The sequence below is a fragment of the Sphingobacterium micropteri genome, assembly GCF_014692515.1.
GTDB lineage: Bacteria > Bacteroidota > Bacteroidia > Sphingobacteriales > Sphingobacteriaceae > Sphingobacterium > Sphingobacterium micropteri.
This window is the reverse complement of record NZ_JACOIK010000013.1, coordinates 38466-56581: the sequence shown is the minus strand read 5'-3', so window position 1 is coordinate 56581 and position 18116 is coordinate 38466. Positions and strand designations below refer to the sequence as shown.

The following is an 18116-nucleotide window of genomic DNA, read 5'->3' as shown; positions in this document are numbered from 1 at the left end:
CTTTTGGGAATCTATATCACATTCTTCAAAATGAAATAGGCAAAAATAATAGTCGCTATAGTTTTAATGGCATATTCTCCAAATAGGATTTTACGCCATTTCAATAAATGTTTACCTGGATTTTTCACACATCGGTAGCCAAAGCCAAGGGTCAGGTAGGGAATAAACGGGAATAATAAAGCATTGTAACGAAATGCACCCTCAAAATCTCCGTGTAATATCGCGTGTACTGCACGTTGAGAGCCACATCCCGGACAATCCAATCCCGTTAATGTTTTGAACGGGCATCGTGGAAACCAGCCATGTGCGGCGGGATCATAGGTATAATAGATATAGGTTGCTACACCAAGCACGACTATACCTGTTCCTATAAACACCAAACGATACTTTTTCAACATCATGTTAAAAATCTCCGGACATCATTGCACCGAACATCGCGAAACCAAAGATAATAAAATAAAGCACCCATAAACCAATACAAACTCCTACATTGATCCACATCCATTTTTTTGCATTCGCAGAATCTGCCTCTGCCCCCATTACATCACCTGCATAAAATTTCTTTTCCACGCGTGAGGCGTATATAATCGAAGGGATCCCTAACGGCCAACAACAAAAGATCGTCGTCAAAATGGTTTCCAGCAAATAGCTTTTAGGCGGCTGTTCCATGCGCTGGCGGTAAGGGGAAGCCGGTGTATTCGGGAATCGAGGAGGGGTTTGTTCTGCCCCTGTAAAATAAGGTTGTGAGCCATTAGACAATATGCTGCTCAACTCTGGTACATTTTTCGCAAGTACCCAGTTCGGCATACCTTCTGCCCATACATAGGTATCACCTGTAATATCCTTTGTTTTCAACTCTTCTATCGAAAAAGGACCGAATGTATTTGTCCCATCTGTGTAATGATATTTTTGCATGTTTATTTTTGATTATAAACGATAAACCTAAATAATTTTATTTTTATATGCAATATAATCGCCTTTGCATATAAATATAGCGGAAATATAATAATTTCTTTATCTGTCTATAAACAAAAAAGGCTTCAGAAAGTTCTCTGAAGCCTTTTTATTCCCATTTCTTCCGTGGAAATAGTTCTATTTTACATCATGCCTGGCATGCCGCCGCCCATTGGAGGAGCACCAGCACCTGCTGCTGCACCTTCTTCTGGTTCATCAGCTAACACACATTCTGTTGTCAATAGCATCGATGCAACAGAAGCTGCATTTTCCAATGCTACACGAGAAACCTTAGTTGGATCGATTACACCCGCACCAATTAAGTTTTCGTATACATCTGTCCGTGCATTGTAACCGAAATCATCTGTACCTTCTTTTACTTTCTGAACAACTACGGCACCTTCGATACCGGCGTTGTTACAGATTTGGCGAAGAGGCTCTTCGATAGCTCGTTTGATAATGTCGATACCGATTGTTTCATCTTCGTTAGCACCTTTAAGATCTGATAATGCTGCTGTAGCGCGGATGAAAGCAACACCACCACCAGCAACGATACCTTCTTCTACTGCTGCACGAGTAGCATGCAATGCATCGTCCACGCGGTCTTTTTTCTCTTTCATCTCTACTTCTGTAGTTGCTCCTACATAAAGTACTGCAACACCACCAGACAATTTTGCTAAACGCTCTTGTAATTTCTCACGGTCGTAATCTGAAGTTGTCGTTTCAATTTGTGAACGGATCTGCGCAACACGAGCTTTGATATCATCTGCATTTCCAGAGCCGTTGATAATCGTTGTATTATCTTTATCAACCGTTACTTTTTCCGCTTGACCTAAATAAGAAAGCTCTGCATTTTCCAATTTATAGCCTCTTTCTTCAGAGATAACGGTACCACCTGTCAAGATGGCGATATCTTCCAACATCGCCTTACGACGGTCGCCAAAACCAGGTGCTTTAACCGCTGCCACTTTTAGCGAACCACGAATTTTGTTTACAACTAACGTTGCTAATGCTTCCCCATCTAAATCTTCTGCAATAATCAACAAAGGCTTACCTGTTTGTACTTGTTTCTCCAAGATAGGCAACAATTCTTTCATGTTGCTGATTTTCTTGTCGTAGATCAAGATATAAGGGTTTTCCAACTCTGCTTCCATTTTATCCGAGTTCGTTACGAAATAAGGCGACAAATAACCACGGTCAAATTGCATACCTTCCACTGTCTTCACTTCAGTCTCTGTACCTTTTGCTTCTTCTACCGTAATTACACCGTCATTGCCAACTTTCTCCATAGCCTCAGCAATCAGCGAGCCGATAACGTCGTCGTTGTTTGCCGATATCGTAGCAACTTGTTTGATTTTATTATTATCAGCACCCACTTCTTGTGACTGTGACTGCAAGTTGGCAACAACTGCAGCAACAGCTTTGTCGATACCACGTTTTAAATCCATAGGATTAGCCCCTGCTGCTACAGATTTTAAGCCGGGAGCAACGATAGCTTGCGCAAGTACAGTGGCAGTGGTTGTACCATCACCAGCCTGATCAGCGGTTTTAGAAGCAACCTCTTTCACCATCTGTGCACCCATATTTTCCAAAGCATCTTTCAATTCGATTTCTTTGGCTACGGTTACACCATCTTTCGTGATTGCAGGAGAACCAAATTTTTTCTCGATAATGACGTTACGTCCTTTAGGACCTAAAGTTACTTTTACTGCGTTTGCTAAAGTATCCACACCTTTTTTCAGTGCGTCACGCGCTTCTACGTTATATCTTACTTGTTTTGCCATTTTTTTAATTAGTATTTAGTCGTTAGTACTAAGTATTTAGATCTTTCTAACTTCTTTTTTAATATTGATTTTATGTTTGATTTATAAAACCGCGTAAATGTCAGATTCACGCATGATTAAATACTCCTTACCTTCGTACGTAATCTCTGTGCCGGCATATTTGCCATATAAAACTTTATCGCCTACTTGGACAGTTAACGGCTCTTCTGGTTTACCAGTTCCTACCGCAACGACAGTACCTTGAGAAGGTTTCTCTTTTGCGGTGTCCGGAATATAGATTCCTGATGCTGTTTTTTCTTCTGCGGGAGCTGCCTCTACGACAACTCTGTCTCCGATAGGTTTAATACTTAATGCCATAGTTACTCTTTTTATTTAATTTTTGATTTTAAATTCTTCTCCTTTTTCCTATCACCAACTATGCCAAAGGAAAAAATAGGGAAATTGTTGCCATTTTTTCGCTGTCCCTGTGTCATCCTGTCATATTGAACGAGACAGTATTTCAACAAAAAAGACCTTGCAGGCAATCTGCAAGGTCTATTCAATACCTATAAATTGAGATATGTTAGTTTGCGCTATCAACAGGTGTTGTCGGCGCAGGGGCTTCTGTTACCGGGGTTGTTTCCTGTTGTGTAGGATTCGGACTAAGGTTCAATGGAGAAGTTTGTGCCGGCGCATCAATTTGATCGCCTAACCCACCTGCTCTTCCTCCAGTTGAAGGGGCCAAAATATTCATGGCCAAACATAACACCATCAATGCAATTGCCAAGCCCCATGTTCCTTTCTCTAAGAAATCTCCGGTACGTTGTACGCCCATCAAATTAGAGCTACCTGCGAATCCTGATGCCAAGCCCCCTCCCTTGGGGTTTTGAATCAATACGATAAATCCTAATAAAGCACTTGCCAATATAATCAGGACAATTAAAAATGTTTGCATTATTTTATTTCGTTAATATAGTTTCTCTTCCAATTCCTTAATTCGGGTCGCAAAATACGATTTTTTTTCTGGAAATCTCAAAATTAATTTTTTATAGACTTCTATAGCCTTCACGTACATCGCTTGGTCAGCGTAAATACTGGCAAGTGTTTCTGTCACCAGATCAAATTGTTCTTCGGAACTCTTTCTAGCTTTGTTTTCCACATTTAGATTCTCCGGTTGCGGAGGTTGTATCTGCGGTTCTTCCCGAATAAAACGCTCGATGACCTCTGCCACTTTACTAGAGCCATTGGAGGTCGTCTCTCGGCGCTTTACTTCCTCACTAAGCTTATCTTCTGGATGCTGCAAATGAATAATATGTTCCCGAATCTGCTGGTCAAGGATAACGCGATCCAATTCCGCGGGATCAAACGACGATTTATTTGCTAATGGAAGTTCCGGACTCGCAAATGGCTGATAAGTGTCTGCGTGCTCCAATCGGGTTTTGTGCAACCACCAACGGAAGCTATATGGCATCAGCTCGTCATTATACAAGCTAATATTCTCTTCGTTTATTTTCTCTTCCGTTTGCTCCTCTTCTTCAGCATCCTGTTCTTCCGTCTGCTCTACGTATAGACCCTTCGTATGCACTGCAAAATAATCGCCGCCGCCTATTCCTTCTTGCACTAGCGTTTCTATAACATCTTCCTCTTCTTGCTTTGCGCTTTCTTCTTCTACAAAAGGCTCCTCCATTCTTTCCGAAGACGCCGCGATATCTTCATAAGGCACATAATCATCATCTTCCACTTCCACTACGGGCACATCTTCTACAGGCAATCGTACATATTCCGCCAACCAATTGGCATTACTTGCTAACAAAATTGTTCGATTTGCGATGTGTTCCGGCTGCTCTCCTTTCAAAAATTTATGCCTTTCAAAAGCGAAGTGGAGTGGTTGTGAATAAGGATATCGGGCAAGCAATTGCTCAAAATCAGTCAGCGCAATATCCTTTGGATTCACCAAAGCCTGATGATATAAATGTGTAAATGATGACCCTTGATTTCCCATACTATATTACCAGTTAGCAAATGCTCTATTGTAAATATCTTCTGTCAACAAATTGATAATTTCCCTTGTCAGGTTTTCTTCCTGTCCCTGTATTAAACCGGGGAACTCTCTAAATTGTGAAAAGGATTGTTCAAAATTGCTTTCGCCCGTGTCATCTAAACGGTTGGTGTATTTTACCTTGACCGTAATTGTCAGCCGATTCAAAGCTGCGCGGTCTGTATTGGCTTCTACAGCTGCCGGTGCAATATCATAACCGGTGATAACGCCTTCAAACATCGCATCTGCTTCACCGTTGACTTGACTCAGTCTCGATTGGTTCCGAATACGCTCCTTTAAGCCTTCCGTAAAGTTCTGACCGAGCGTTTGGTAAACCATCGGCGCTATATTTTCGAAATACGCTACATGAACTGTTTTCATATTCTGTGGAATAGAACCTCCCGTAAAACCGTATTTTACACCACAGCCATTAAATAAGAAACACACCACAATTACTAGTAAAGGAAATATAAATACATTCGGTTGTTTCATGGTATTCATCAATCCAAATTTAAATCCTTGATTTTCCTATACAATGTGCGTTCGGAAATACCCAATTCACGAGCAGCCGCCTTACGCTTGCCTTTATGCTTCTTCAACGCCTTTTTGATCAGATCTGATTCTTTTTCAACCAAAGAAAGAGACTCTTCTACCTCCTCGGCGTCTTGTGCGTCATACGACATATAATCATTGCCTTTTATGCCTTGATTCGGATTATGAATGGTTAGTGTGGGATGTGCGCCTTCCTCGCCTAAATAGCCTCCAGCAGGCTTGACTTCGTTATATAACTGATTGATATAGGGTGAATGTTGCTCATAAGTCCCCGGGGTTACCCCTTCTTTAAGAAGTTCGACTACTAATTTCTTCAAATCCACCATATCCTTTTTCATGTCAAAAAGTACTTTATATAGTAAATCCCGTTCCGAAAAATCTTCTTTCCCCCCATCTTTTACAAAGACGGGCAACGATGATACAGGTTGTTCTATAGGTAAATATTTAGACAATATAGCAGAATCTACTAAACGTTCCTTTTCCAAAACCGCAATTTGTTCCGCAATATTCTTTAGCTGCCGCACATTTCCTGGCCAGCTATAATTCATCAGGGTTTCCTGCGCATCTGGTGTCAATTGCACGCCCGGAGATCGGTATTTATCAGAAAAATCAACAATAAATTTTCTAAAGAGCAGATTGATATCTTCTTTACGTTCCCGCAAAGCAGGAATCCGTAGCGGAACCGTATTCAAACGATAGTACAAATCTTCTCTAAATTTACCTTTTTTTACGGCTTCGTACACATCAACATTCGTTGCCGCTACTACCCGTACATTTGTTTTTTGCACTTTCGATGACCCCACACGAATATATTCGCCCGTCTCTAAAACCCGCAATAATCTAGCTTGGGTACCCAAAGGAAGCTCCCCTACTTCATCCAAAAAAATAGTTCCGCTATCTACGACCTCAAAATATCCCTTTCGCGCCTCGTGCGCGCCTGTAAATGATCCCTTTTCATGGCCAAACAGTTCAGAGTCTATTGTTCCTTCGGGAATTGCGCCACAATTTACAGCGATAAAAGGCCCGTGCTTTCTGGCACTTAATTGGTGGATGATATGTGAAAAAACCTCTTTACCCGCCCCACTTTCACCTTGTATCAATACCGATATATCCGTTGGTGCCACCTGCCAGGCAACATCAATTGCTCGATTTAACAATGGTGAATTACCAATGATTCCAAACCTATTTTTAATATCTTGAATATCCATTTTTTCTTTGTGAATCGTGATCACCTTCGAGGAGCTTGCTAGCTCGGTTTGTAATCCGTAATGTATTTATATTCTTAATCAACAATTCTGCCGATTAACGTTGCTGACGTACAACGTTCAGCCAACACATGGACATATTGCCCTGGTTTAAAGCGCTCATCAACCGGGAAAACAACCATCGTATTTTGGTCATTCCGGCCGCAATAATCCTGATCCGAACGTTTTGAAAATCCTTCAATGAGTACTTTCTGCACGTTGCCCACAAAATTTTGCAAGCGATAAAGACTATGTTCCTGTTGCTTATTAACCACTTCGGTCAATCGTCTTTTCTTCACTTCCTCCGGTACGTCATCTTCATAACGTTTGGCGGCCAGTGTCCCCGGGCGCTCGGAATAAGCAAACATATAGGCAAAATCGTATTTTACATAATCCATCATAGAAAGCGTTTCTTGATGTTCGTCTTCTGTTTCTGTACAGAATCCTGTAATCACATCGGTCGATATACCACATGACGGAATAATACGACGGATCGCATTAACCCTATCCATATACCACTCACGGTCATACGTACGGTTCATCAATTCCAATACCCGCGAGCTTCCTGATTGCACCGGTAAGTGTATATATTTACAAATGTTTTCGTAGCGTGCCATCGTATGCAAGACCTCATCCGTGATATCTTTCGGATGCGAAGTAGAGAAGCGTACACGAAGTTCGGGACTTACTTCTGCCACCATCGCCAAGAGCTGTGCAAAGTTTACAGCAGGTTCCGGTGTTTGTCCTTCTATTACTGGTTTCGTATATTTATACGAATCGACATTCTGTCCCAACAAAGTCACTTCCCGATAACCGGCATTAAACAAATCCTGTGCTTCTTTCAGAACAGAATAACAGTCACGGCTTCTTTCACGGCCTCGTGTAAAAGGGACTACACAAAAGGAACACATATTGTCACATCCACGCATAATGGAGATAAACGCCGAAATACCATTGGAGTTTAAGCGCACCGGACTGATATCCGCATAGGTTTCTTCTCTGGATAGCAATACATTAACCGCCTTGCTTCCATCGTCGACCTTACCAATCAGGTTTGGCAAATCACGGTATGCATCCGGTCCGACGACAACATCCACCAATTTTTCCTCTTCGAGGAATTTTGATTTCAGTCGCTCGGCCATACAGCCTAAAACGCCGACCACCATACCTGGATTTTTTGCTTTAGCGGATTCAAATTCTTTTAGTCTATTCCGCACACGCTGTTCTGCATTCTCCCGGATAGAGCAAGTATTTATAAATACAACATCAGCTTCCTTATAATCTCTAGTCGTCTCAAAACCATTATCCAGTAAAATAGAAGCAACAATCTCGCTATCAGAGAAATTCATCTGACAGCCATAACTTTCGATATACAGCTTTCTTCCTGTAGATTTCCCGGTAGGGAGCATATCCAAAGCCTCACCCTGACGGGACTCGTCGTGTGTTTTTGTTGTGTGTTGTAATTCGATCATAGCATCAACTAAAAGACTACAAAGTTACGAATAAAAACTTAGATTGATGACAGTTTGGCAGCGCTTATAAAAAAACCTTCCTGATTACGCGGAATCACCAAGAGGACGAAAGGGTAAAGACGCAAAAAAGCGCTATCCTGATAGAATAGCGCTTTCTCATCGTACGTACACTAAAAAACTAAAGCTTAATTTCCAGCTTCAGCTTGTGCTTCTTTAATCATGTCGTCACCAGCCACAATAACAATTTCCACACGGCGATTTTCTGCACGCCCTTCATTTGTATCATTGGAGGCAATTGGTTCCGAATAGTTTTTACCTTCTGTCTTTATACGCGAACCGCTCAGACCTTGTGAAACCGCATATGATCTTACGGATGCCGCGCGAGATTCGGAAACTTTTTGATTTGCGGCTAACGTTCCGACATTATCCGTATGTCCGATAACTAAAATATTCGTTCCCGGCTCTTTGTTTAACGTCTCCACCAGTTTGGAAATGTTGGTTTTTGCCGCAGACTTTAAAGTCGAGCTATTGAAATCAAACAAGATACCTTCGTCGAATTTCACAATAATACCTTCATCGGCTTTGATAACTTCTGCACCGGCTACCGTATTCTCTATTTCCTTCGCCTGCCTATCCATCTTTTTACCAATCAGGCCACCTGCTACACCACCAATGGCAGCACCTGCAATAGCTCCAACGGCCGTATTACCTGCCTTACCCCCGATCAAAGCACCTAGACCAGCTCCTGCAGCTGTTCCGATAGCAGCGCCTTTTGTTGTGTTACTGGTATTTTGTATAGCAGCACAACTAGCAAACAACATCGCTGACGTGGCTACTGACAAGCCATATACAGCTATTTTTCTATTGAGTTTCATATGTAATAATTTAATTTTCAATGGTCATATGGAATGTCCAGATTATCTTCGATGAGCCCGTTCTCGTCGCTCGGCTATATTCATCGGTGTTTGTGTTTAATAATCATGGACATTTCATAATTAACTATTTTCTATGTTTACCTAATTACATGTAAGATAAACAAAGTAAATGCCAAAATACGGCAATCCCCATATAAACTAAATGAAATTGAAAAGAATTATCGTTCTTGTGGAGGAATGTCTAGTTTCGGCAAACGCTCCGAACGCGGACGTCCATTTCTATCCCAAGCTTCAAAAGATCGCTTCACATAATGCATGAAGTCATACTGTCCCCAATTTTTAACCATGCTATAGGAAGGCCGGTACATATCTAAAAACGACTGAAGTTCGTCCCCTTCCAAATCAATCACAGAGCTTACCGAAGTTTTGTTAAAAACGCGGTCCACCTGGCTTTCTTCCAGTTCCCTATCCATTAAGTTTGCAAACCGCTTGGCATTTTTTGCATCACGTCCAAACAAATTATATAATGCCGTGGCCGGACTCCCTAAATAAGTGCCAACGGTATTCTTACCACCGTTGTAGACGCCTTTCTTACGATAGTCATCCAACATGTCCCGCATCTCTGCCTCCTTGCTCATTCGGCTCACGACAACGGTCTCGATGGTTAAGCCTGCCTGCATTTCCATAAGGATATCTTCCGTGGTTTGTAAAATCGTCTTCACCGGCCCATAGCCTGTTTTTGTCAAAGAAAGGCTATCTCCCACAGATGCTTCTATAATAAACACACCAAACGTATTTGTTTGCGTACGTTTTTTTGTGCGTAAGTTCGTTACATTTACATCAGAGAGACGCACACTACCGCCTTTTTCCACCACAATACCCGACACACCACTAGCCGTTTGCTGTGCGTACGTACTTGTTACTCCGCTAAGCAGGAAAACAAGTAAACTCACGAGTATGCATATATATTTACAATGTCTGTACATTCATATAAATTTAGTAAATGTTTAGACTAGCCAATGTTAAAAAGTTTTAAATCGAACTAAAAACTAGTTATATGGATAGAAAACAAAGTTTGCGCCTTCTGGTACAATAACAAAGAGGCACATATATTCATGGGTATTTTTGAAATGCTTGATAAAATAATCTTTACGGTCTTCTTTGATAAGTCCACGATCTACAAACTCCTCAAACGAGCTTACGTTAATCGTCCATTGCGTGTTCAATTCATCTTTATTTAGCAGTAGCTCCCCAATACTGACCTCATGTTGATGCGCTATAAAAATTGGATATAATGTATACCCTTCTGCTATCATCTCCGTAGCTACTTCTTTTATGGAATCACTATAAAAATCCAGATCAACTTTCAAGCTTTTGAGGGGGCTATTTGCGACCGGATCTTCCGCAGATCCCATTCTTCCCATTAAATCTTCAATGTCCATATTTTTGTCGTTATCAACTCTCCATTTTCAGTTTTAGCAACACCACATTCTCTACGTGTTGCGTATGTGGAAACATGTCTACTGGCTTGATACGTTCTACCTGGTATTTTTCCTGCAATAAAGCCAGATCACGTGCCTGCGTTGCCGCATTGCAACTTACGTACACTACCTTTTCCGCTTCCATCTCCAAAATACGATTCACCACGTCCACATGCATTCCGGCTCGTGGGGGATCGGTAATCACCACATCCGGCCGACCGTGTTCTTGTACAAAATCTGCCGTCAGTACATCTTTCATATCTCCGGCATAAAACTTCGTATTACCAATCCCATTTATCTGTGAATTGATTTTTGCATCTTCGATAGCAGAAGGCACATATTCGACACCTACGACTTCCCTTGCCGTACGGGCTACAAAATTAGCAATCGTTCCTGCTCCGGTATACAAATCGTATACCAATTCATCGCCTTTTAAACCGGCGAAGTCGCGTGTTATCTTATACAGTTCGTAGGCTTGTGCAGAATTGGTTTGATAGAAAGACTTTGGGCCCACCTTAAACTTCAATCCTTCCATCTCTTCATATATAAAGTCACGGCCGCTAAATGTATGGATATCCTGATCAAAGATCGTATCGTTACGCTTCTGATTAATGATGTATAGTAAGGAGGTAAGTGCAGGAAACTGCTCCTTGATAAAAGTCATCAACGAATCTACCTGACCTTCTTCCGGATAGGCAAAAACGACAATCACCATTACCTCTCCTGTCGAAGACGTACGGATGATCAAATTACGCAAAGTGCCTTCATGCGCGCGCAAATCATAAAAAGAGATCCCCTGTGCTACGGCAAAAGAGCGAACCGCATTTCGAATGGCGTTGGATGGATCTTGTTGCAGAAAGCAATGATCTATATCTAAAATTTTGTCAAACCGACCAGGCACGTGAAACCCCAAAGCGTTTAGATCATCTGGTTTAACTTCTTCGTCCACCGACGTCAACCAACGTTTATTGGAAAACGTAAATTCCAGCTTGTTTCTATAATATTCCGTTTCAGCCGAGGCAAGAATAGGTTCCATGGGAGAAATATCCACTTTACCCAAACGCTTCAGTGCATTCTCCACGTATTGCTGTTTAAACAACAACTGTGCAGGGTATTCCATATGTTGCCACTTACACCCACCACAAACGCCAAAATGTGGACAAAAAGGGTCTATCCGGTACTTCGAAGACTTCTTCAATGCCACCAAACGTCCCTCCGCAAAATTTTTCTTCTTGCGAAACAGCTCTACATCGGCAACATCACCAGGCACAGCCTGCTCAATGAACAGCACTAATTCATCGTGCTTGGCAACGCCTTTGCCCTCTTCCGCTATATCAATAATTTGAACATCGGATAAAAACCGCTTGTCCTGTGGAATTCGTCTACCCATAATGGGTGCAAAAGTACGGATTTTTTTGGTGTTCTTTTCCCCGTGAAAAGAACCAAAACCTCATCGCTGAAAAATTTTGAAAGAATGGGGTATTACTTAGGATGAGTGTCTACAAATTTCAAAATTTTTGAGGCGACCTTTCGTGTTAATGGGGGATAGTACAATTGTATAACGTGTTAATTCTTCTTTAATTAACAAAGAGTAGACGCACACGGAATGTGGGTTAAAACGGCCGCAAAACTATATCCAACCTTGATTTATGGATTTGTGCTTATTTTGGTATCCATGAGCTCACTTCGTTCGGTTTTTGTCTCCTTTTTTATCAAAAAAAGGAAAAGAACTATGACTCTAATAACGTCGCCTGCACCAAATAAGGCAAGATCTCCTTTTGAAAAGAGATGAAGTTTTTACGCACATCGGCATCGGTTACCGCAGTAAAAGCGAATGAAAAAACAATATTCTTACTGGATTTGATAAGAAAGGTCAATCTTTCTTCCGGTACGGTTAGCGCTATGGTTTCATTTTGGATAAAAGAGCTAAGTAATAGAAATTCCAAGTCGTCCGAAAGTGTTTTCAAGTATTCCTGTGCGTTGGCCGATTCCCGGATAAACTCCCAACCTACAAATTCATTACACACAGTATACGTCACTCGGCTTACGCGAAGAATTGTATTCGCCAAAAAAGTAGAAAGGTCCCTTTCCCGGACATTTTTATTTAGGATATCTTCTACATTTTCGCGGATATAATCCATCAATACAGCATGGAGAATAAGCTCTTTACTGGCAAAATGTTTGTAAAAAGTTGCTTTTGCTATACACGCCTGTTTTGCCAGTTCATTTACACTGGTTTTGTTATATCCGTAACGTCTAAAAAGTTCACGTGCGGACTTCTTTATTGATAATATGACCTGGTCGGACTCCATATATTCCTTTGGGAGGTTACACAAGCTCTGTCTCGAACTGAGCTAAGAAACGAACGTCGTTCTCGGAGAACAAGCGTAAATCCCGAATTTCGTATTTCAAATTTGTTATCCGTTCGATCCCCATTCCAAATGCAAAACCGGAATATTTTTTACTGTCGATACCACAGTTCTCCAGTACGTTAGGATCTACCATACCGCATCCTAATATTTCGACCCATCCCGAATATTTACAGAGCTGGCAGCCCTGTCCTTTACATATCGTGCAAGAAATATCCATTTCCGCAGATGGCTCGGTGAAAGGGAAATAAGAAGGACGGAAACGTACTTTTGTACCCTCGCCGTATAATTCCTGCACAAAATGAAACAAGGTTTGTTTCAAATCTGCAAACGAAACGTTTTCGTCTACATATAGCCCTTCTACCTGATGAAAAAAGCAGTGTGCACGCGCCGATATAGCTTCATTTCTATACACGCGTCCCGGCATAATAGCACGAAATGGCGGCTTCCCCATTTCCATTAAGCGGACTTGAACAGAAGAAGTGTGCGTACGTAGTGCAATATCATTGCCCTCTTTCTTTTCAACGAAAAAAGTATCTTGCATATCCCGTGCAGGGTGTTCAGGCGGAAAGTTAAGCGCAGAGAAATTGTGCCAGTCATCTTCAATTTCTGGTCCTTCAGCGACAATAAAGCCTAGTTTTTTGAAGATTTCTACGATTTCTTTTCGCACTAACGACAATGGATGTCGAGATCCTAACTGGAAGCCTTCGCCTGGCAGTGTAAGGTCGCCCTCCTCCCGTTGTATGCTCTTTTCGGTATCTACAAATTGCGCTTGTGCGTCGTTATATGTATTTTCAGCAAGCTGTTTAAATTCATTTAAAACCTTGCCTAGCGTACGTTTCTCTTCTGCTGACACGGTTTTAAATTCCTCAAACAATGCCTTAACGACACCCTTGGCAACCAAAAACTTTAGCCTAAAATTTTCAACATCGACCGCTGACGTCGGCGCAAATCCCTTTATTTCCGCTGTAAACTGCTTAATTTTGTCCTGCAACATAGTGCCAAAGATACGGCAAAATATTAAAATGGCAAACCATCTACATCGTCGTCATTTTCGGAAAAATCCACCTCTACTTCTTTTTCCCCATCACTTTTTTCGCCCTCCTGTGATGTGGTTTTTCCCGTTTGCCCAAAATCAGAGGGCCGCCCCAATAACTTGAAACTCTCACCTACAATCTCTGTTACATATCGACGTGTCCCCTCTTTATCTTCATAATTTCGGGTTCTCAATCTCCCTTCGATATAAGCCAATTTACCCTTTTGAAGATATTTAACGGCCATTTCTGCCAAATTACGCCACATAACGATGTTATGCCATTCGGTATGTTTAACCCGTACACCATCCTTCGTGTACGTCTCCGAAGTTGCAAAAGGAAAACTGCAAACAGAGACATTGTTGTCTAAATAACGTACTTCGGGATCTTTCCCCAAATGCCCGACTAAAATCACTTTATTAACGCTTGCCATACTTTATAATTTAGGGCTGATCAATTGTATATTGTTTCTATATCCTACATATACGCTATGACTAAAAATAACATCTATGTAACTCCATTCTAATTACTTATCCGAGATGAGATGTTCATTTTTTTCCAGAAAAGAGAATATAAGTTTATGTTTAGCTAATTTATCTATTTTTTCGTAATAATGATAATTCCAACTCTTTTTTTTCTTTTTTAAAGCATGGGGGTTCCCAATGATATAGAAATGTGCATAAATATTCTGATGACTGAGCACATGCTTTACTTGCTTGCCCACTACCTTCAAAACAGTATCTTTTTCAAAGTATCGGATAAAATCAGCATGTGCCATCAAGTCTGCCATAGACATATCATCCGCTGTTTCGATCATCGGAAATTCATATAGATTTGCCCACACATCGCCTTGTTCTCGTTTTGACATCAGCATCTGATCGTGTTCCATTACGATAAAGTAATGAAAATAACGGTTACGGCTCTCTTTTCCCTTCAATTTCACCGGCAGCATACCGACTAGCCCCTCTTGAAAAGCGACGCATTCCGGTCGAAAAATACAGTCTCCACATAAGGGATTCCGTGGTTTGCATTGCAAAGCGCCGAAATCCATAATAGCTTGGTTATATGTACCCGGATTTTCCTTATCAAGTATCTCTCGTGCAATTTCTGTAAACATTTTTTTTCCCTGTCCGGAATTAATCGGTTCCTTTATTCCAAAGTAGCGCGCCAGCACACGGTATACATTTCCATCTACTACGGCCTTTGCCTCATTGGACGAGAACGACGCGATAGCTGACGCCGTGTATTCGCCAACGCCAGGAAGGCGAATAGCCCCTTCATAGGTATTCGGAAATATACCTTGAAAATCATTTACCACCATTTTAGCAGCTTTATGCATGTTTCGGGCACGCGAGTAATACCCCAAACCCTGCCATAGCCGCAGAATGTCTTCTTCATTTGCTTCCGCAAATTTTGTTACAATTGGAAATGCCTCGACAAAGCGATGAAAATAAGGTATTCCTTGTTCCACTCTCGTCTGTTGCAGAATAATCTCCGAAAGCCATATAATATAGGCATCATGCGTGGTTCTCCAAGGCAGATCACGCCCGTTCTCACGGTACCAATTCATTAGTTTTACAGCGAATGACATGCACAAAGTTGCCTATTTTTCCACAATAAAAAGACTCTTAAAAAATGTTAAAATTTGTAAAATATTGACTACAAATAGCTTGATACATTACCTTTGTCCTTTCGTATCATAAAAGTTTTTACTGTTGAGGCTCATGCTAAAGAAAAAAACCGCCGTGCTTTTCGTCGAACCGGATGGTACATCTACCAAGAGAATGCAGGTTCCCACGTTTGTTGTCACGCACTGGAAAAAGGTCCTAGGTTCCTTTGTTGCCCTTACTGCTATAACAGTGTTATCTGTGGTGTATGTGGTTAAACAAAGGACATCCGAAAAATATATTAAGGTTTACGATCAAAAAATAAACAAGTTGAAAGCTGAAAATCGTCTGTTGGAATTGGACGAATTTAACAATCAGCTAACAACCGAAGAAATAAAAAAATCATTCAACTCTATTGATAGTACGATTGACCGTATCAACCAAAAGATGAAGAAGCGGGGATTGAAGGAAATCAAGATGAACCCAAATATGGGCGGTCCAGTAGAGAAGGGTGAAGATGATTTAGTGGAGCTTTCAGCTTTCTACAAAAAGCAATTAGAAGATCTGGAAGCCAAATTAGATGGTTTGCCCTTGGGGCGGCCGCATCACGGACGAATCACCTCGCCCTATGGATATCGTCGTAACCCTTTTACAAACCGGGGGCGTGAAATGCATCAAGGTGTAGACCTAAAAGGAAGAACAGGAGACCCTGTAAAGGTCACTGCAAAAGGCAAGGTTTCTTTTGCCGGCTGGAAAGGGGCTTATGGATATGTGGTCATGGTGAAACACAAGAATGGTTATGAAACGCGATATGCACATCTTACCCGTACACGTGTTAAAAAAGGACAGGCTGTGGAAGCCGGAGATATTGTGGGCTTACTCGGTAGCACCGGAAGAAGCACCGGCCCCCACCTACATTATGAAGTTCTCTTAAATAACAGAAAACTCAATCCATCCACCTATTTTTCGTTGTAACAACTTCTTCTTAACGGCAACGAAACCTGCATGAATTATTCTTTTTTATAAATAATTCATGCAGGTTTCACCTACCTTGCCTTATTTACCAATTTAGTACATTAACTACAGGAAAATGATCCGAAGGAAATTTACCCATATACGTATCGGTTAAAATTCCATATTTATGTACGAGGAATGGCTTTGTAATAAAAATATGATCGATACGCTGTTTAGGTTTAAGTCCCTCCCCCCAGGCATTAAAGGAAGAATTCGGTTCGTATACGATTTTTGCCAATTCATGCGAATCTTGTACTATTCCACTTTTTGCAAGCGTAAAGTACGCTTCGTTGGTTTCGTCTACATTAAAGTCACCGGTTAGGATAATAGGCAAACCTTCTGCCAGTTCTTTTGCCTTTTCTAAAATAAGCTTTGCGCTTTCACGACGTGCTTCCACACCTACATGATCGAAATGCGTATTCATAAAAATAAACCGTTTGCCGTTTTCGTTATCTTCAAAAACGCCCCACGTACAAATCCTTGGCAAAGCTGCGTCCCAACCTTTATTAGGTTTCTCGGTATCGGTAGCCGAAAGCCAAAACGTCCCGTCTTTTATCAATTTGAAGCGCTTTTCATTGAAGAAAATAGCCGAATGTTCTCCTTTTTCCGCACCATCATCACGCCCTACACCGATGTATTCAAAACCGGGCAATTGGCGCTTCATATCCTGTACTTGTTCGTAAAACCCTTCTTGAATACCGAAGATATCAAATTCATGAAATTGGATGAGGTTTGTGACCGCCTGCTTTCTGTCTTCCCACAAATTCCCAACATCCGATGTTGTTTTCAGACGTATATTAAAAGAAGCTACCGTCAACTGTTGCGCTGACAAGATGTAGGAAAATCCTAAAAGAAGTAATATGGATAAAGAAATCTTTTTCATCTGTATATATTATGATACATTGTGTATTATTTATTTAGAATACGCTTAAGTAACTCCGGTTCATCCGTTGTGATGTAATCAATCTTTTGATCGATAAAATAATGCATATCATCTTCCCTATTCACGGTCCAAACATTGGTTTTAAGACGTAATCTCTTTGCTTCCGCGATCCACTCAGGATGTTTTTTATAAACGGACAGATGGTAATCCAACCCGCTCAAACCTGCTGCTTTTATTTCCTGCGGAGATTTATCACCATTGAGATAATGAACTTTTGCTTTCTTATCCAGTTCTTTCAATTTCAGACAAGCTTCATAACTAAATGCGATATATTCCACTTGCTTTTCGGCTTTCAACTTCTTTACCAAGGCCACCGTTAATTCCGCCGCCTTCAATGTCCTTTCTGTACCAAGCTTATTCGTTTTAAGTTCATAAATTAGCTTGGTTTTTTTCTGCTTCAGTCCTTCGTTTAGATATTCCTCTGCCGTAGGTATACTTTCTCCATTTGGATGTTTCTTAGCAAGCAATTCTTGGTAGGTTGAGGTCGCTATATCTATTCCGTAAAAGTCCTGGTCATGGGTCACGACCAATACATCATCTTTTGTTAGATGTACATCAAACTCTGTACCCCAAGCTCCTTGTGTTATGGCATTATGTAAGGACGCGAGTGAATTTTGAGGCACTTTGGTGTTTTTCCAAGATCCGCGATGCGCGATCATTTCTGTTTGTGCCATAGCGCCAATATGCATGACCGTTAATAAGGTAAGGATTACTAATGTTGGTTTCATATCTTTATTTAACTTCCACGAATATACCCAATTCCCATTAAC

The 18116-nt window shown here is 41.2% G+C and carries 20 protein-coding genes; 1 reads left to right on the top strand and 19 read right to left on the bottom strand.

Annotated elements, in window-relative coordinates; genetic code table 11:
• Positions 1-11: 11 nt before the first annotated feature.
• From H8B06_RS17245 to mutY, 17 genes are all read right to left on the bottom strand, one after another.
• A complete protein-coding gene (locus tag H8B06_RS17245; protein ID WP_223857743.1) occupies positions 12-401 on the bottom strand; it encodes a DUF2752 domain-containing protein in 390 nt (129 codons plus the stop codon).
• A gap of 1 nt (position 402) precedes the next feature.
• A complete protein-coding gene (locus H8B06_RS17240; RefSeq protein ID WP_190995448.1) occupies positions 403-915 on the bottom strand; it encodes a CD225/dispanin family protein in 513 nt (170 codons plus the stop codon).
• 182 nt (positions 916-1097) lie between these two features.
• On the bottom strand, positions 1098-2738 hold the full coding sequence (gene groL / locus H8B06_RS17235) for a chaperonin GroEL (protein WP_190995447.1): 1641 nt from the start codon (positions 2736-2738) through the stop codon (positions 1098-1100).
• 81 nt (positions 2739-2819) lie between these two features.
• A complete protein-coding gene (locus H8B06_RS17230; RefSeq protein ID WP_130142932.1) occupies positions 2820-3095 on the bottom strand; it encodes a co-chaperone GroES in 276 nt (91 codons plus the stop codon).
• 205 nt (positions 3096-3300) lie between these two features.
• Complete coding sequence (gene secG, locus H8B06_RS17225) at positions 3301-3672, bottom strand: preprotein translocase subunit SecG (RefSeq protein WP_190995446.1); 372 nt, start codon at positions 3670-3672, stop codon at positions 3301-3303.
• A gap of 12 nt (positions 3673-3684) precedes the next feature.
• Positions 3685-4719: a hypothetical protein gene (locus H8B06_RS17220; RefSeq protein ID WP_190995445.1), complete on the bottom strand. Its 1035-nt coding sequence runs from the start codon at positions 4717-4719 to the stop codon at positions 3685-3687.
• A 6-nt stretch (positions 4720-4725) separates the two neighbouring features.
• Positions 4726-5247, bottom strand: a complete 522-nt coding sequence (locus H8B06_RS17215; RefSeq protein ID WP_223857742.1) for an LptE family protein — start codon at positions 5245-5247, stop codon at positions 4726-4728.
• Positions 5248-5255: 8 nt separating this feature from the next.
• A complete protein-coding gene (locus H8B06_RS17210; RefSeq protein ID WP_190995443.1) occupies positions 5256-6515 on the bottom strand; it encodes a sigma-54 interaction domain-containing protein in 1260 nt (419 codons plus the stop codon).
• A 74-nt stretch (positions 6516-6589) separates the two neighbouring features.
• Positions 6590-8023, bottom strand: a complete 1434-nt coding sequence (gene miaB / locus H8B06_RS17205) for a tRNA (N6-isopentenyl adenosine(37)-C2)-methylthiotransferase MiaB (protein ID WP_190995442.1) — start codon at positions 8021-8023, stop codon at positions 6590-6592.
• A gap of 185 nt (positions 8024-8208) precedes the next feature.
• Positions 8209-8898 carry an OmpA family protein gene (locus tag H8B06_RS17200; RefSeq protein WP_190995441.1) on the bottom strand — a complete coding sequence of 230 codons (690 nt, stop codon included), beginning with the start codon at positions 8896-8898 and terminating at the stop codon, positions 8209-8211.
• A 218-nt stretch (positions 8899-9116) separates the two neighbouring features.
• Positions 9117-9851 carry a hypothetical protein gene (locus tag H8B06_RS17195; RefSeq protein ID WP_317170952.1) on the bottom strand — a complete coding sequence of 245 codons (735 nt, stop codon included), beginning with the start codon at positions 9849-9851 and terminating at the stop codon, positions 9117-9119.
• Between the two features lie 96 nt (positions 9852-9947).
• Positions 9948-10340 carry a hypothetical protein gene (locus H8B06_RS17190; RefSeq protein WP_190995439.1) on the bottom strand — a complete coding sequence of 131 codons (393 nt, stop codon included), beginning with the start codon at positions 10338-10340 and terminating at the stop codon, positions 9948-9950.
• 13 nt (positions 10341-10353) lie between these two features.
• Positions 10354-11769: a 23S rRNA (uracil(1939)-C(5))-methyltransferase RlmD gene (gene rlmD, locus H8B06_RS17185; protein ID WP_190995438.1), complete on the bottom strand. Its 1416-nt coding sequence runs from the start codon at positions 11767-11769 to the stop codon at positions 10354-10356.
• A 340-nt stretch (positions 11770-12109) separates the two neighbouring features.
• Positions 12110-12691, bottom strand: a complete 582-nt coding sequence (locus tag H8B06_RS17180; RefSeq protein ID WP_190995437.1) for a TetR/AcrR family transcriptional regulator — start codon at positions 12689-12691, stop codon at positions 12110-12112.
• Between the two features lie 16 nt (positions 12692-12707).
• Positions 12708-13745 carry a phenylalanine--tRNA ligase subunit alpha gene (gene pheS, locus H8B06_RS17175; RefSeq protein ID WP_190995436.1) on the bottom strand — a complete coding sequence of 346 codons (1038 nt, stop codon included), beginning with the start codon at positions 13743-13745 and terminating at the stop codon, positions 12708-12710.
• A gap of 23 nt (positions 13746-13768) precedes the next feature.
• Positions 13769-14215, bottom strand: a complete 447-nt coding sequence (locus H8B06_RS17170; RefSeq protein ID WP_190995435.1) for a single-stranded DNA-binding protein — start codon at positions 14213-14215, stop codon at positions 13769-13771.
• 93 nt (positions 14216-14308) lie between these two features.
• Positions 14309-15373 (bottom strand): A/G-specific adenine glycosylase, encoded by a 1065-nt coding sequence (gene mutY, locus H8B06_RS17165; RefSeq protein WP_190995434.1) that lies wholly within the window; start codon positions 15371-15373, stop codon positions 14309-14311.
• Between the two features lie 133 nt (positions 15374-15506).
• On the opposite strand from mutY, the gene H8B06_RS17160 reads away from it, so the two are divergent.
• On the top strand, positions 15507-16364 hold the full coding sequence (locus tag H8B06_RS17160) for a M23 family metallopeptidase (protein WP_190995433.1): 858 nt from the start codon (positions 15507-15509) through the stop codon (positions 16362-16364).
• 85 nt (positions 16365-16449) lie between these two features.
• Here the strand turns inward: H8B06_RS17160 and H8B06_RS17155 are convergent, their stop codons facing one another.
• Together H8B06_RS17155 and H8B06_RS17150 are read right to left on the bottom strand one after the other, a co-directional pair.
• A complete protein-coding gene (locus tag H8B06_RS17155) occupies positions 16450-17286 on the bottom strand; it encodes an endonuclease/exonuclease/phosphatase family protein (protein WP_190995432.1) in 837 nt (278 codons plus the stop codon).
• A 26-nt stretch (positions 17287-17312) separates the two neighbouring features.
• Positions 17313-18074: a glycerophosphodiester phosphodiesterase family protein gene (locus tag H8B06_RS17150; protein ID WP_190995431.1), complete on the bottom strand. Its 762-nt coding sequence runs from the start codon at positions 18072-18074 to the stop codon at positions 17313-17315.
• Positions 18075-18116: the final 42 nt, after the last annotated feature.